The following is a 13801-nucleotide window of genomic DNA, read 5'->3' as shown; positions in this document are numbered from 1 at the left end:
TACCTCTGTTAAGTGTTTAATTGATTCATTGCTCTGGCTATATCACCAGATAATACTAAAGGCATAACTGCTATGCCTCTATCTATCGCATCAAAAATTAGTTGTTTATCATGAACTGAAGGTTTGCCTAAAACATATTGATGCACCTGATCTCTATGGCCAGGATGACCTATACCAATGCGTAATCGGTGAAATTCGGAGCTGCCTAACTGTGCTGTAATATCCCTTAGTCCGTTATGCCCACCATGCCCACCACCTGTTTTTAGTTTAATACGTCCAACAGGTAAGTCCAGTTCGTCATGAACAACAAGTAATTCCTCCGGCTGTATTCGGTAAAATTGACAAATTGCTCTAGTGGGTTGGCCACTAAGATTCATAAATGTTAGTGGTAAAGCCAACTTACAGGAATCATTGTTAGACTCTAACTCAGCAACTTCTGCCTGCATTTTTTTATCAATTTTAAAACGGGCATTATGTCGTTGTGCTAAAGCAAAGGTTAGCCAACCGCCTGCATTATGCCGGGTTTGTTCATATGCAGAGCCTGGATTACGCAAACCGATGATAAGTTTTATGGCCATGGGCAGTGTATTCTTCGTTTTGTTGTGTATTAATTCGTTTGTCAGAAGTTATCGAGTCTATCTGCATACCCAGTTGAGGATATCTACATTGAAGACACAGTCTCGGCTGTAAACAACCAAGACTGTATAGAATTTGAAAGCAAGAAAATTACTCTGCGCTTTCTTCTTCGTCAGTAGTTGGTACTGCTGATGGTGGAACAGCTACTGTTTCTTCCTCAACTGCACTAACTTTAGGCGCATGAATGCTAACTACTGGCGAATTATGGACGCCGTCAGTAGCATCAACAGTCAGTTTAGCGCCTTTAGGTAATTTTAGGTCAGACAAATGAACTATATCGTTCATGCCTATATTAGCCATATCTACTTCAATAAACTCAGGTAGATCTTTTGCTTGGCAACGGATTTCAACTTGAGTCATTGTGTGGTTAATGATACCGCCTGCTTTAATTCCAGGAGATTGTTGTTCATTAATGAAATGGATAGGAATCAATTTTACCAATATATCTTTTGCAGAAACGCGTTGTAAGTCCATATGCATTATAATGGGCTTATACGGATGGCGTTGTAATGCTTTTAAAATAACGTGCTCTGTTTTACCATCTACAGAGATATCAAAAATACTAGAATAAATACTTTCAGTTTCTAGTGCTTTGATTACTTTATTGTGTTGAAAATGGATCGATTTAGGTTTCTTGTCTCCACCATAAATAATCGCAGGTACTTTATTTTCAAGACGTCTCAGGCGGCGGCTCGCACCTTTCCCCAGATCCGCCCTTGATTCGGCTACTAAAAGAATAGTTGTCATTATGATAAACTCCAATATATTTAAGGAACCCTTATTTAATCCGCGACCAGATTAAATATCCAAACAGTAGAGTTTCCGAAGAAGTCTAGTGTAAAAAAAACGGAATAGGGCGGCGAAGTATACAATATTTTAAAATGAACTTGAAGTCATAGTCATAATTTCATAGAATATGCCACTTTAGTGCAATTATTTAGCCAATCAGGCGAGTTGGAGAAGAGTTATGTATGCGGTAATTAAAACTGGCGGCAAGCAATACACCGTCAAAGAAGGTGATGTGCTCAAAATTGAATTGCTGCCTGAAGATGTTGGCAACGTAATCGAGTTTTCAGAAGTTCTCATGTTAGCAGATGGTGACAAAGTCGTATGTGGCACACCTTTCGTTGCTAAAGCAACCGTTAAAGCAGAAGTTCTAGATCACGGTCGTCACAAAAAAGTAAGAATTATTAAATTTCGTCGTCGTAAGCACCACATGAAAAAAATGGGGCATAGACAATATTATTCGCAAGTTAAAATTACTGCGATTAGCAAGTAAGAGGGGATATAGTAATGGCTCATAAGAAAGCAGGTGGTAGTACTCGTAACGGCCGCGACTCGAATCCAAAGTTTCTTGGTGTAAAGCGTTTTGGTGGCCAGTTTGTAAACGCTGGTGAAATTATTGTAAGACAACGTGGCACACGTTTCCATCCAGGAACTGGTGTTGGTTGTGGACGTGATCATACTTTGTATGCTTTAGTTGATGGGTTAGTGGAATTCACAGTTAAAGGCAAACAAAATCGTAAGTACGTTACAATAGTTGCAGAGCAACAACAAGAAGCTGCAAATTAATTTAGACTATTAATTTAGTATGTAACCCCGGTAACGGGGTTTTTTTTTAAAGCTTATTAACAAATTCTACTAAAGATAGATCTCTTTCGAAATTCTACTGCAAAGAGCAGCGGTGTTGTCGGCTCAGTGCTCGATCCTTTATGTATTGTGTGTACATTGCGCTGTAAGCTCGTAAATAATGTCTATAGTTCTATTTTGGGTTAATTTATTAATAAGTTATAAGGTTAAGGTGTGTCATGAAATTCGTCGATGAAGCAATTATTAAAGTAGATGCCGGTAAAGGAGGAAATGGTTGCTTGAGTTTTAGGCGTGAAAAATTTATACCGCGCGGCGGCCCTGATGGCGGGGACGGTGGCGATGGGGGGAGTATTTTTTTCGAGGCCTCTACTGACTTAAATACGTTAGTCGATTTTCGTTACACACGTCATTATAAAGCAGAAAATGGTCAATCGGGTATGGGTAGTAACTGCACTGGAAAAAAAGGTGAGGATCTAATCATTAAAGTTCCCGTAGGAACGATGATTTATGATGTTGATACAGATGAGCTGCTAGGCGATATTAATAAGCCAGGTGAACCTGTTCTTATTGCTCAAGGTGGGTTTCATGGATTAGGGAATACACGTTATAAAAGCAGTGTTAATCGCTCTCCTCGGCAGACGACTCAAGGAACGCCCGGCGAATCACGACATTTACGCTTGGAACTACGTGTATTAGCTGATGTAGGCTTACTCGGCTTACCTAACGCAGGCAAATCGACCTTGATTCGTGCAGTATCAAGTTCAAAAGCTAAAGTGGCCGATTATCCTTTTACCACCTTACACCCTGGATTGGGCGTAGTCAGTGTTTCCTCACATAAAAGCTTCGTGATGGCCGATATTCCTGGTCTAATTGAAGGCGCGGCTTCAGGTGCAGGCCTTGGTCATAGATTTTTAAAGCATCTATCTCGTACTTGTATTTTGTTGCATGTTATTGATATTGCACCACTAGATGATAGTGATCCTATCGCTAATGCTAAAGCGATTATTAATGAATTAGCTGAATATGATCCTGAATTAGTAAAGAAGCCTCGATGGCTGGTATTGAATAAAATCGATATGATTCCCGATGAAGCGCTGAGAGAAGAAAGGATTCAGGCCATAATCAAAGGCCTGAAGTGGAAGGATAAAGTATTCACCATCTCAGCGATTAGTAATCAGGGAACCCAGCAATTATGTTATGCTTTGATGCAATTGATTGATGAGATGAAGGAGGCGGAAGCTTAACCATTCAGCAGCATAAGGTACTACAGACGCACTGCGGTAAGGAATAATGTGGGTTTCGCCACCTTCTTGGTTTTGATTACTATAATGGATAGTCAGTTGTGTTTGTCCTTTTGCAGGTTGACCAGACCAATACTCCGTTAAACCGCGGAGATGAAAAGAAAGATTTCCTTTGTCCATAGTATGGAAATTCAATAGAGGATGAACTCCTGGTTTGGTCAATATATACTCCAGCAATCCTCCTGTTGCCTCATCAATAATATTAATTGGCTCATTAATACTTAACACCAGATCGCGCAATTTTTCAGATGCTTTTTTATCAATTGTGGCAATAATATGAGGCGCTATAATGGGCTCCACTATCGATTTGGCCTTTTCAAGCAGATCACTGGTGCAACGCACTTTAAATTCAATATAAGGTGTGTCTAATCTATATCCCGTTTGACAATCTAATTCGGCTAGAGCATCTTCTAATGCTTGCCCTATTTCACTTTCTGCTACGCCAAAAATGCGCCATTTTATAATTTGCTTATTGCTGCGCTGCGTTTTTTGCAGCAAGGGGAGGGCGAAGTTATTAAACATAGGTAGGCATTCGCGAGGAGGTCCGGGCAATAAAATAAAAATTTTATTGTTCCACTGATAGTAACAACCCATTGCGGTACCTTCTGGATTAGGCAAAAGAACGGCTTTTTCCGGGAAAAGACATTGTTGTAAATTACCTTCATTAATTATTACATTGGCTCTGCCCAAACGATTTTGGATATGGGCCAATGCTTCTGCATGTTGCACTAAAGTATCTTGAGTAAATTGAGCTAGTGCAAAACGGGTGAGATCGTCAGTAGTCGGACCTAGTCCGCCAATGATAATAATAATGTCGTGTTTTTCTATTAAAAAACGTAAACAATCGATAATATCCTTTTCCTTATCGCTACACGAAACGTGCAGTCCCAATGGTATTCCTTCGGAGCTTAGTGCATGGGCAATGTTATGACTGTTAGTATTAAGGGTATCTCCATGAACTATTTCGTCGCCTGTTGCTAGAAGAGCTATTGTCATTATTATTTTCCCATATTTTAAAATGTCCCTGACAAAAACAGAGGTTTTTGGAGTACTTGCGCCTTGCACTCAAGATAATGCAAAAAGTCTAATAGGTGCTTTTTCTAGGCTGATGAGTCAAATTATATAGCAGAATTCGAAAAATCAGTAATAATTAATATACAAGATGTTGACATTTAGCGTTTCGTTGGGTAATTACTGAAGATGAATATTAATGATACGAGATGACTTTTTTTAAATGAGTGGGTTAGGAGGGTAGTTTATGCAATTTTTTAGTAGTTATGTCGCACACGTACCCGACGCTCAAGGATATGTTACTTATTCAGCCGAGGAAAATAGAGTTTGGAATATTTTATTTGAACGGCAAATGAATATATTGCCTGGTAGGGCTTGTGATGAGTTTTTATCCGGGTTACGTACTTTAGGCATTACTGCTGAGGCTATCCCTCAATTACCTGAGTTAAGTGGCTATTTAAAAAAACAAACCGGTTGGCAAGTCGCTCCAGTAGACGCTTTAATTTCAGCGCGCGCCTTTTTTGAACTTTTGGCGGAAAAAAGATTTCCTGCGGCTACTTTTATTCGTCGTGAAGAAGAGTTGAATTATGTTAAAGAACCAGATATTTTTCACGAGATATTTGGGCATTGTCCCATGTTAACAGATCCAGTTTATGCTGATTTTGTACATGACTATGCCTGTAAGGTTTTAACTTTTCCTGAGTCAGATTGGCCGTTATTGCAAAGAATGTTTTGGTTTACCGTCGAATTTGGTTTAATTAATACATCTAAAGGACTAAGAGCTTATGGTGGTGGAATTTTATCCTCTATCAGTGAAACGGTTTACTCCGTTGAAAGTGATATTCCTGCGCGAATATTATTTGAACCTGTTGTTACATTTCGTACACCGTATCGTATCGATATGCTGCAACCAATTTATTTTGTTATAAATAATTACCAAACTTTATATGATTTTGTGCTATCTGATATTGGTGTATTATTAAAACGTACGCGAGAATTAGGTGAGTTCCCTCCTTTTTTTGACGTCGATCCTAATAATCCCAATATTCATATTAGAGCATGTTAAAAAGAACAAATTGCTATAAGATGTTGTTAACTAATTGTTTTTCTTGTTTATTTGATAAAGGGCTATGATTAAAATATCTATGTATTGTAAAGATAAGCGACTCTTGTTAACATCGATCAATGCGGTTTGTTCATTGGCTATTAGTCAAGGAGCATCATTTGATTAAAGTATTAATTGTTGATGACCATGCATTGGTTAGAATGGGTATTCGACGATTGCTTGAAGATATGTCGGACGTAAATGTTGTTGCTGATGCAGAAAATGGTGAGCAAGCATTACAGCTGGTAAAAATACATACTCCCGATGTAGTCCTTTTAGATATGAAAATGCCTGGGATTGATGGGTGGGAAGTAACTCGCCGCCTAAAAAAATCCAATCCTCATGTTAAGGTGATTGCTGTTACGGCAATATGTTCTGAGCCTCTGCCTACACGAGTTTTGCAATTAGGCGCTATGGGATATCTTACAAAAGAATCTGGAGCCGAGGAAATGGCTGCTGCAATAAGGAAAGTTGCTAAGGGTGAAAAATATCTCAGTGCTGAAATTGCGCAGAAAATGGCAATCAATAGTTTACAGGAAGCACAGGAGTCGCCTTTCGACATGTTGTCCGAGCGCGAAATGCAAGTCATGTTGATGATTACCAGTGGTATGAATGTGCAAGATATTGCTGATAGACTGTTTCTGAGTAGTAAAACTATTAATGGCTACCGATATCGCATGTTCGAGAAATTAGGGATTAAAAATGATGTAGAGCTTACTTATTTAGCAATGAAGCATCGCATCATAGAGCATCCTTCAGATTCAGATATAACGCAAGACGATTAATTTTGATTTCATGAATAACCCACAGCTTTCTGCTGAATTAGCCGCCTTTCTTACTAAGCTCCCTAGTGAGCCAGGCGTTTATCGCATGTTAGATGCAGACAACGCTGTTCTCTACGTAGGTAAGGCTGCAAATCTAAAGAAGAGAGTTACGAGTTATTTCAATAAACAAAATAGTGGAGCCAAAACTCGTTCTTTAGTCAATCAGATTGCGTCTATTGAAATTTCGGTCACTCGTAGTGAAACCGAAGCTCTGCTTTTAGAAAGCAATCTGATTAAATCTCTAAGGCCCAAATATAATGTTTTATTAAGAGACGATAAATCATACCCTTATATTCATCTTTCCAATCATCCGCAATTTCCAAGGGTTGAAAGTTATCGGAGTAAAAAAAAGCCGCTTTCTGGCGATTTTTTTGGTCCTTATCCCAGTGTTGCCGCCGTTAAAGAAACCATAGTAACCATTCAAAAAGTATTTAAAATCCGTAATTGTCGTGACAGTTATTTTAATGCCCGTTCACGTCCTTGTTTACAATATCAAATCAAACGCTGTACAGCACCTTGCGTGGGTTATATTACTCCAGAAGATTATCGCCAATCCGTTGACGATGCCATGCGTTTTTTGCAAGGTAAGTGTCAGGCCATTCTCGATGAGTTGGCTCAACGAATGGATAAGGCGGTGAGTCAATTAAATTTCGAAGAGGCTGCATTGCTGCGTGATCAGATTAAGAATTTGCGTTTGGTACAAGAACAACAAGCGGTAGTGCAATTGCGTGGTGATGCTGATGCAATTGCTATAGATGTAAGACCCGGATTTGCTTGCATTCAATGCGCTACTATACGTGAAGGGCAAGTTTTATCTAGTAATGGTTTTTTTCCAATAGTACCTCATCACAGTTTAACTGAAGCGCAAAACAGCGATGAGTTATGGCAACAAACTTTTGAAGCATTCATTAGCTTTTATTATTTAGATACCCCAGAACGAATTCCGGCTTTAATTATTACCAATCAATCGATTAAAGAGCACGCTTCATTAGAAGAAATTCTGTCACAACATCGTGGTAAATCTTGTAAAATTCAAGTGAATCCTCGTGGAGTTAAATCAAGATGGATGGATTTTGCGTTAAATAATTTACGTATTTCCGTGGCAGAATATGTGAATCAACATGCAACAACTAGAGCTCGCTATCAAGCATTGGAACATTTGTTATCTCTTCCTAAACAGATAAAACGTATGGAGTGTTTTGATATTAGTCATACTCAAGGAGAGGCAACGATAGCCTCATGTGTTGTTTTTGACGATCAAGGACCATGCCCTAGCGAATACAGGCGTTTTAACATTGAGGGAATCACTCCTGGAGATGATTATGCGGCAATGGCTCAGGCCATAACACGACGTTTTAAACGCTTGGTTGAGACTCAATCTTTACCTGATGTGTTGATTATTGATGGTGGTAAAGGTCAAGTTGCTGTGGCCAAAGAAGTTTTTCGTTCATTAAATATTTCTGATGTCATTTTATTGGGAGTCGCGAAGGGGCCTGACAGAAAAGCGGGTTGGGAAAAATTGATTCTAGCTGATGAGGCTAGAGAGTTTACATTACCTGAAGATTCAAAGGCCTTGCATCTATTGCAGCACATACGCGATGAGGCTCATCGTTTTGCTATCACAGCCCACAGGAAAAAAAGACAAAAAGCACGTCTTGATTCAACTCTAGAAACTATAGAAGGAGTAGGCGCTAAGCGCCGCCAAGCCTTACTCCACCGTTTTGGTGGTTTGCGGGAGCTTGCAAAAGCGCCGATGGAAGAAATAGCTAAGGTCCCTGGTATTAGTGAAGGCTTGGCACAACGTATTTATCATCACTTTCATAGTTAATGGGCGTCTGTGCTCTAAGGGTCATTTCTGTCCGCCTGATAACAAAATTTGCCGTAGTACAGTTTTAAATATAACCTCATTTTCCCTGGCATCCTGATTATAGAGCAACGTTGGGTAATTTGTTGTCCGGTCTAAAGCTGTTTTACTTAAAGTTCAATTAGTAGAAGATTTAAATTACAGAAACTATTGGAGTTAATAAAACCGCAGAAGTTCCGTGTATTTCTAAATTATTTGTCATATTATGATAAATAAGGTTTTTTTAATCTTAAGTTTAAAATAATGCTTTTGGGCCAGAAGAAGTAGACACTCTATTTTCTTTATACAATAAATATAATATAACCATTTGAAAATTATTTATTTATTTTCATTTTATATCTTTGGCCGCTGATAAAAATTATTTTCTTAAGATACTACTGCAAAATTAATGATTAGAGCTAAACTTATTATAGAAGTGACCGACAAAAAAGAATAATAAATCAAATTTACATTTAAGCACAATTCTTGCATGTAATTATAAAAAAATAGGCATGAAAGGGGGCAGCACCATGAAAAAAATACTTCTAACAGCATTCATGATATCAATGACAGCTGTAGCTAATGCTGCAAGTTTCTTTGGGACGGCATTATGTGGTTATCCTCAATACGAATGTATTAAAGTTAATGGGGGGGATACCTGGGAAAAACTATTTCCTGATCCAGTACAAAGGGATTTAGTACAACGAATTAATCGTACTTATAACCCCCTGTGGACAGGAAAAGAAATCGCTGTACCTAAGAACTTAGCCCATATTAATATTTTCGATATTGCTCCTTTCCCTACTAAATTAGAGGGCGAGACTGAAAAACAAATTATTGTCGATCAAGAAAAATTAGCATGGGGCGCATATGATGCTCAAGGTAATTTAGTATGGTGGGGGCCTATATCTTCAGGAAGAGATAAGTGCTCGGACTCTAACCGTTCCTGCAGAACCTTAACAGGTATTTTCAGAGTATTTAGTAAAGAAAATGCCAAATGTGTTTCTGATGTATTTCCTATAGGTAAAGGGGGCGCTAAGATGCCTTTCTGCATGTACTTCCATAAAGGATTTGCATTACATGGCTCTGATGATATTCCGGGGGTAAGGGCAAGTCATGGATGTGTGCGTATGTTTGTTCAAGATGCTAAATGGCTCAATCTAAATTTTGTTGAGTTATCCAGTGAGCGCAATAATTTTATGGGTACTAAGGTAGTTGTTCGTCCGCTAAATGACAGTGAGAAAAGAATATGAACACAATAACTAAAACAAAAATACTCTCAATATCATTGTTAGTCTTATCTGGGTTATTAAGTGCGCCACTACAAGCTGCTCACCAGAAAAAAAGCAGTGATGATGCAGAGCAGGCAGAAGCAAAAAAAGAGAAAGATAATGAGCGTTATCCCATAGGATGTCGTCCCGTGGGATATAAAGAAAGTTTAAAAATTATTTCTTTATTTCCGGGAAAGGAGGGCGCTTTACAGTCTATGTATTTTTTCTTTAATACCAAACCTCAAACTATTAGTTTGTACCAAATGCGTGATAAAGATAGTGAATATTCCACTCGTTATAATCACGCAATTAAACCAAGATCTTGGGCTGTATTGGCCACGGGGGAGCCTTTAGTTAAATTTATTTGTACTTTAGGGGATGGCAAAGCGGCTTACGGTCAGATAGTTGATTGCGGTGATACAATTAAAATTTGTGAATACGTTAATGTAAAATTTGGATTGAATAATAAGGGTAATTTCTGGATAGTAGATAGTAATACAAGAAATGGGGCCGTCAATGAAGTGGTACATTATGGCATAATACCAGGAGTATAAGGTGCCATTGTAAGAGGGGAATCTTCATGAAATCACTAGTACCTTGGATTTGTTTAGTCGCTGCATCAGCAAGCCAACAGGCATTGGCTGACAACGATTTTAATGCCTATAGATTAGGCAAATATAATAAAGCTGCGGAGCCTTTACTGACTAAGTCAGGAAAAGACGCTATAGCTGATTATTATTTGGGGCGATTATCTCTTTATGGCTATGGTCAGCTGAAAAATAATGACTTAGCTATGCGTTATTTTCTCCAGTCAGCGGAAAAGGGTTATTTGCCATCTATTCAATTAATGGCCAAATATGCATTGCTACGAGATAAAAACCCTGAACAAGCGATTCGTTGGTTTAAGCAAGCAGCATCTATGGGCGATGTCGAAGCGCAAATGTTCTTAGCCGCGGCCTACTTATATGGTATTGGAGTAAAGAAAAATACTGATACGGCGACTCATTACTTCATCGATGCGGCAAAAAATGGAAATCCTATTGCGCAGTTTGCTTTAGCAGAAAATTTCATCGACAGTCGGCATTCTGCGAATAATAAATTAGGCTTAATATGGTTAAACAAAGCTGCGAACAATGGTAATCCTAAAGCTCTTGAACGACTTGGCCGCCTCTATATGGATGGCAAGTTAGTGGAAAAAGATAAGGATAAGGGAATAGAATTATTAACTAAAGCTGCATCGCTAAATTATGCTCCTGCGATGACCACTCTTGGTGATATTGCTTTGGCAGATAATCAGCCACAGGATGCGGTGAAATGGTATAATGATGCGATTAAGCAACATGATTTGACTGCCTATTTGCATTTAGCTCATGCCTATTTGCAGGATAAAAGTTCAATTTATGATGTGAAGTCTGGATTTTTATGGACTTTAAAAGCCGCCCAAGAAGGTTTGCCTGAAGCTAAAAGTGAACTTGCTAACCTATATCAAAAAGGAATAGGGGTTACTGCGGATGCGGATTTGGCAAAGCAGTGGGCAGCTCAAGCCACATTAGATGCTAAGAAAAAAGTACAAACCTCTCCATTAGCTCAGGCCGCACTATGGTTAAGCAATGGGGCAACAGATCAATTAGAAAAAACGAATTATCAACTGAGGGGGATATTCAGTGCTTGGCAAAATCCTTCTGGCTTAAGGAATAATACCTATAATCAAGCACCTCAATTGAATGTAGTATCTCGTCAAGATATTTTTAGACCACAATTTGAACTGACTCAGCCTAATGAGATACCTATTAATGATTATTATGATGCATTGATCAATCGGAAAGCTGATTTTCCAGCAAATCAATGGACTTATCCGATGTATCATTTAAATCCTTTTATAGAGGCGCTAGATAAGGCAAATAGTTTGGTTGTATCTCATACTAATTTACCGGCTCCTTATATTGATGCCAATTATTATCAAGATGAGAATGACAATAATGCAAGCCTAATAGATCTCTGGACCCCCGGCTGGCAACAAAAAGTCAATTATATGTCGGTCTTTAGCCAAATGTATTTCAAGGCAATATTAGGCGATCCTCAATCACAATTTGAAATAGGGCAGATGTTTCAATATGGTTTAGGTGTTACGCAAAACGATGAGTCAGCAATTGTTTTCTACCAGAATGCAGCTGAACAACAACATTTAGGGGCCGAATATAATTTAGGTATCTTATATCTTGAGCATGCTAAGGATGAAAAGGATTACCAAACGGCCTTGAATTGGCTTACAGACGGCGCTTTTAAAGGGAATAAACAGTGCCAATATGTGCTTGCTAGAGTTCTTGAGCAAGGTAAAGTAGGGCCTGATGGAACAGTATATATTAAGCCTAATCATGAACAAGCACTATCAATGTTGTATTTATCATCAGCTAATAATTACGGACCTGCAGAGTATGAGCTGGCTGAGCATTTGGCCCATGAATTTAATAATGGGTTTAGTGTCGACGTTAAAAAACACAAGCTAGCTTTGATACGTCAGCTTTATCAGGGAGCTGCAGAAAATGGAGTTGCTTTAGCTCTATTACCGTTGGCTTATTATAATGCCATGGATAATGATAAACAAAGACAAGCAAATGCTTTTAGTGTTGCCGATGAACAGGCGCAACTAGGCGATGATAAGGCTGCGTTATTATTAGGGATGCTTTATGATCGAGGCATAGGAGTAACCAGCGATACAGCTAAAGCGATGTATTGGTATCAGAAGTCAGGTCAAAATCCTGTTAGCGACTTTATTTTAGGTACTTACACTACAGAAGGTAAAGGGGTTGCTAAAGACAGAACAAAGGGTACGGACTTAATTCAACTTTCTGCGGAAGCGCAATTTCCTTACGCTGACTTTAATTTGGCCGTATTAAAACGTCAAACAGAACAAGATTTTCTACCTGATTTGATTAAGGCTTACAGCTTAGGTAATAGCCATGCTGGAATCGTTTTAGCTGATTATTACTTGTCAGATAACAGCAATAAAGAGCAAAGCGATGAAGATAAGCTGAATCAAGCAAAACAAATCTATTCAGGACTAGCTGAGAAAGGAGATCAGTATGCTCAGTTGAAGCTAGGTTTTATGCTTGAAAAGGGATTAGGTGTTGCGCCAGATTTATCCGCAGCCCAACGTTGGTATACCGCTGCAGCAGAGCAAGGTAATGTCGTTGCACAGTATTTATTAGGGCAGTTCTTTCAAGTTGGCGAGGGGGGGCAACCCGATTATAGCCTTGCAAAAGAATGGTACAAAAAAGCCGCTACTCAATTGCCGAAAGCATCCGTCGCTTTGGGATTCATTTATGAAACTGTCGATGATAATTATGCTGAAGCCTTAAAAGCTTATGAGCATGCAGCAAGCGCAGGAGATGTATTAGGTGAATACAATTTAGCGCTAATGTACGAGTATGGTAAAGGTGTATCGGTTGACTATACAAAGGCTAAGTCTTTGTTTCTTGAAGCCGCTAATAAAGGGGTTGATGAGGCAATGAATCAACTAGGTGGTATGTACTTCTACGGCCAAGGACAAGAACGCAATGTACCTCAAGCTTTGGTCTGGTATAAGAAAGCCGCCGCTCTAGGTAACGGAAATGCATTGTATACCTTGGGATTATTCTCAGAAACTGGTGTGGCGACCAAACTTGATTTTCCTGATGCAGTGAAATATTACCAAGAGGCTGCTGAGAAAGGTAATGAGAAAGCGATGTTAGCTCTTGCCAGGATGTACCATTATGGTTTAGGAGTAGAAAAGGATAACAAAATGTCTGCAAGCATCTATCAGAAACTGGCTGAAAGACAAAATGCTTATGCTCAATACCAACTAGGTACTTATTATTTGGAGGGTACTTCTGGAGAGCACTCACTAGAAAAAGGAAAACAACTACTCAAACAAGCTAGTGAGAATGGTAGTCCGCAAGCTCGTCGAATATTGCAACGATTAGAGGCAGCTCAAGGTCGTGTTAGTTTTATCGAGCCAGTACAAATGAATAGTGCACGTACATCTTCTGGCCAGCCTGCTGACTTGATGTATCTTGATGCCTTAAATGAATGGAATAGAGGGGATGAGGTGTTATCTCGGATGATTTTACAACGCTTAGTTACCCAATACCCTAATTTTGCTCCAGCAAAACAAGTGTATGAAAAACTGAATGAAGCCAAACGGACGAATACTTTCGGTTAGATAAGACAGGGTGCTATAG

At 39.0% G+C, this 13801-nt stretch carries 12 protein-coding genes; 9 read left to right on the top strand and 3 right to left on the bottom strand.

What is annotated here, in order from left to right; translation table 11 throughout:
* Nucleotides 1-8 precede the first annotated feature (8 nt).
* Both pth and LFA_RS11805 read right to left on the bottom strand, forming a co-directional pair.
* Entirely contained in the window at nt 9-578 is a 570-nt protein-coding gene (pth, locus tag LFA_RS11810) for an aminoacyl-tRNA hydrolase (protein WP_045096372.1), read from the bottom strand.
* Nucleotides 579-726: 148 nt separating this feature from the next.
* Nucleotides 727-1383: a 50S ribosomal protein L25/general stress protein Ctc gene (locus tag LFA_RS11805; protein WP_045096371.1), complete on the bottom strand. Its 657-nt coding sequence runs from the start codon at nt 1381-1383 to the stop codon at nt 727-729.
* Nucleotides 1384-1603: 220 nt separating this feature from the next.
* On the opposite strand from LFA_RS11805, the gene rplU reads away from it, so the two are divergent.
* The 3 genes from rplU to cgtA all read left to right on the top strand — a co-directional run bounded on the left by rplU (nt 1604) and on the right by cgtA (nt 3470).
* Complete coding sequence (rplU, locus tag LFA_RS11800) at nt 1604-1915, top strand: 50S ribosomal protein L21 (protein ID WP_045096370.1); 312 nt, start codon at nt 1604-1606, stop codon at nt 1913-1915.
* Nucleotides 1916-1929: 14 nt separating this feature from the next.
* Nucleotides 1930-2208 (top strand): 50S ribosomal protein L27, encoded by a 279-nt coding sequence (rpmA, locus tag LFA_RS11795; protein ID WP_045096369.1) that lies wholly within the window; start codon nt 1930-1932, stop codon nt 2206-2208.
* Nucleotides 2209-2444: 236 nt separating this feature from the next.
* Nucleotides 2445-3470, top strand: a complete 1026-nt coding sequence (gene cgtA, locus LFA_RS11790; RefSeq protein ID WP_045096368.1) for an Obg family GTPase CgtA — start codon at nt 2445-2447, stop codon at nt 3468-3470.
* Here cgtA and LFA_RS11785 read toward each other — a convergent pair.
* Nucleotides 3417-4523: a competence/damage-inducible protein A gene (locus LFA_RS11785; protein WP_045096367.1), complete on the bottom strand. Its 1107-nt coding sequence runs from the start codon at nt 4521-4523 to the stop codon at nt 3417-3419. The two genes, cgtA and LFA_RS11785, sit on opposite strands and share 54 nt — an antisense overlap.
* A gap of 262 nt (nt 4524-4785) precedes the next feature.
* On the opposite strand from LFA_RS11785, the gene phhA reads away from it, so the two are divergent.
* The 6 genes from phhA (at nt 4786) to LFA_RS11755 (ending at nt 13782) form a co-directional block, all read left to right on the top strand.
* A complete protein-coding gene (phhA, locus tag LFA_RS11780) occupies nt 4786-5604 on the top strand; it encodes a phenylalanine 4-monooxygenase (RefSeq protein WP_045096366.1) in 819 nt (272 codons plus the stop codon).
* A 158-nt stretch (nt 5605-5762) separates the two neighbouring features.
* Nucleotides 5763-6428 carry a two-component system response regulator LetA gene (gene letA, locus LFA_RS11775; RefSeq protein WP_045096365.1) on the top strand — a complete coding sequence of 222 codons (666 nt, stop codon included), beginning with the start codon at nt 5763-5765 and terminating at the stop codon, nt 6426-6428.
* A gap of 10 nt (nt 6429-6438) precedes the next feature.
* Nucleotides 6439-8295 carry an excinuclease ABC subunit UvrC gene (uvrC, locus tag LFA_RS11770; protein WP_045096364.1) on the top strand — a complete coding sequence of 619 codons (1857 nt, stop codon included), beginning with the start codon at nt 6439-6441 and terminating at the stop codon, nt 8293-8295.
* 545 nt (nt 8296-8840) lie between these two features.
* Nucleotides 8841-9563 carry a L,D-transpeptidase gene (locus LFA_RS11765; protein ID WP_045096363.1) on the top strand — a complete coding sequence of 241 codons (723 nt, stop codon included), beginning with the start codon at nt 8841-8843 and terminating at the stop codon, nt 9561-9563.
* Nucleotides 9560-10135: a hypothetical protein gene (locus tag LFA_RS11760; RefSeq protein WP_045096362.1), complete on the top strand. Its 576-nt coding sequence runs from the start codon at nt 9560-9562 to the stop codon at nt 10133-10135. The genes LFA_RS11765 and LFA_RS11760 overlap by 4 nt, the downstream gene beginning before the upstream one ends.
* A 26-nt stretch (nt 10136-10161) precedes the next feature.
* Nucleotides 10162-13782, top strand: coding sequence for an SEL1-like repeat protein (locus LFA_RS11755; RefSeq protein ID WP_045096361.1), 3621 nt, complete (start codon nt 10162-10164; stop codon nt 13780-13782).
* Nucleotides 13783-13801: the final 19 nt, after the last annotated feature.

The organism is Legionella fallonii LLAP-10 (assembly GCF_000953135.1).
GTDB classification, from domain to species: Bacteria; Pseudomonadota; Gammaproteobacteria; order Legionellales; family Legionellaceae; genus Legionella; species Legionella fallonii.
This window is presented reverse-complemented; position numbering and strand designations above follow the sequence as displayed.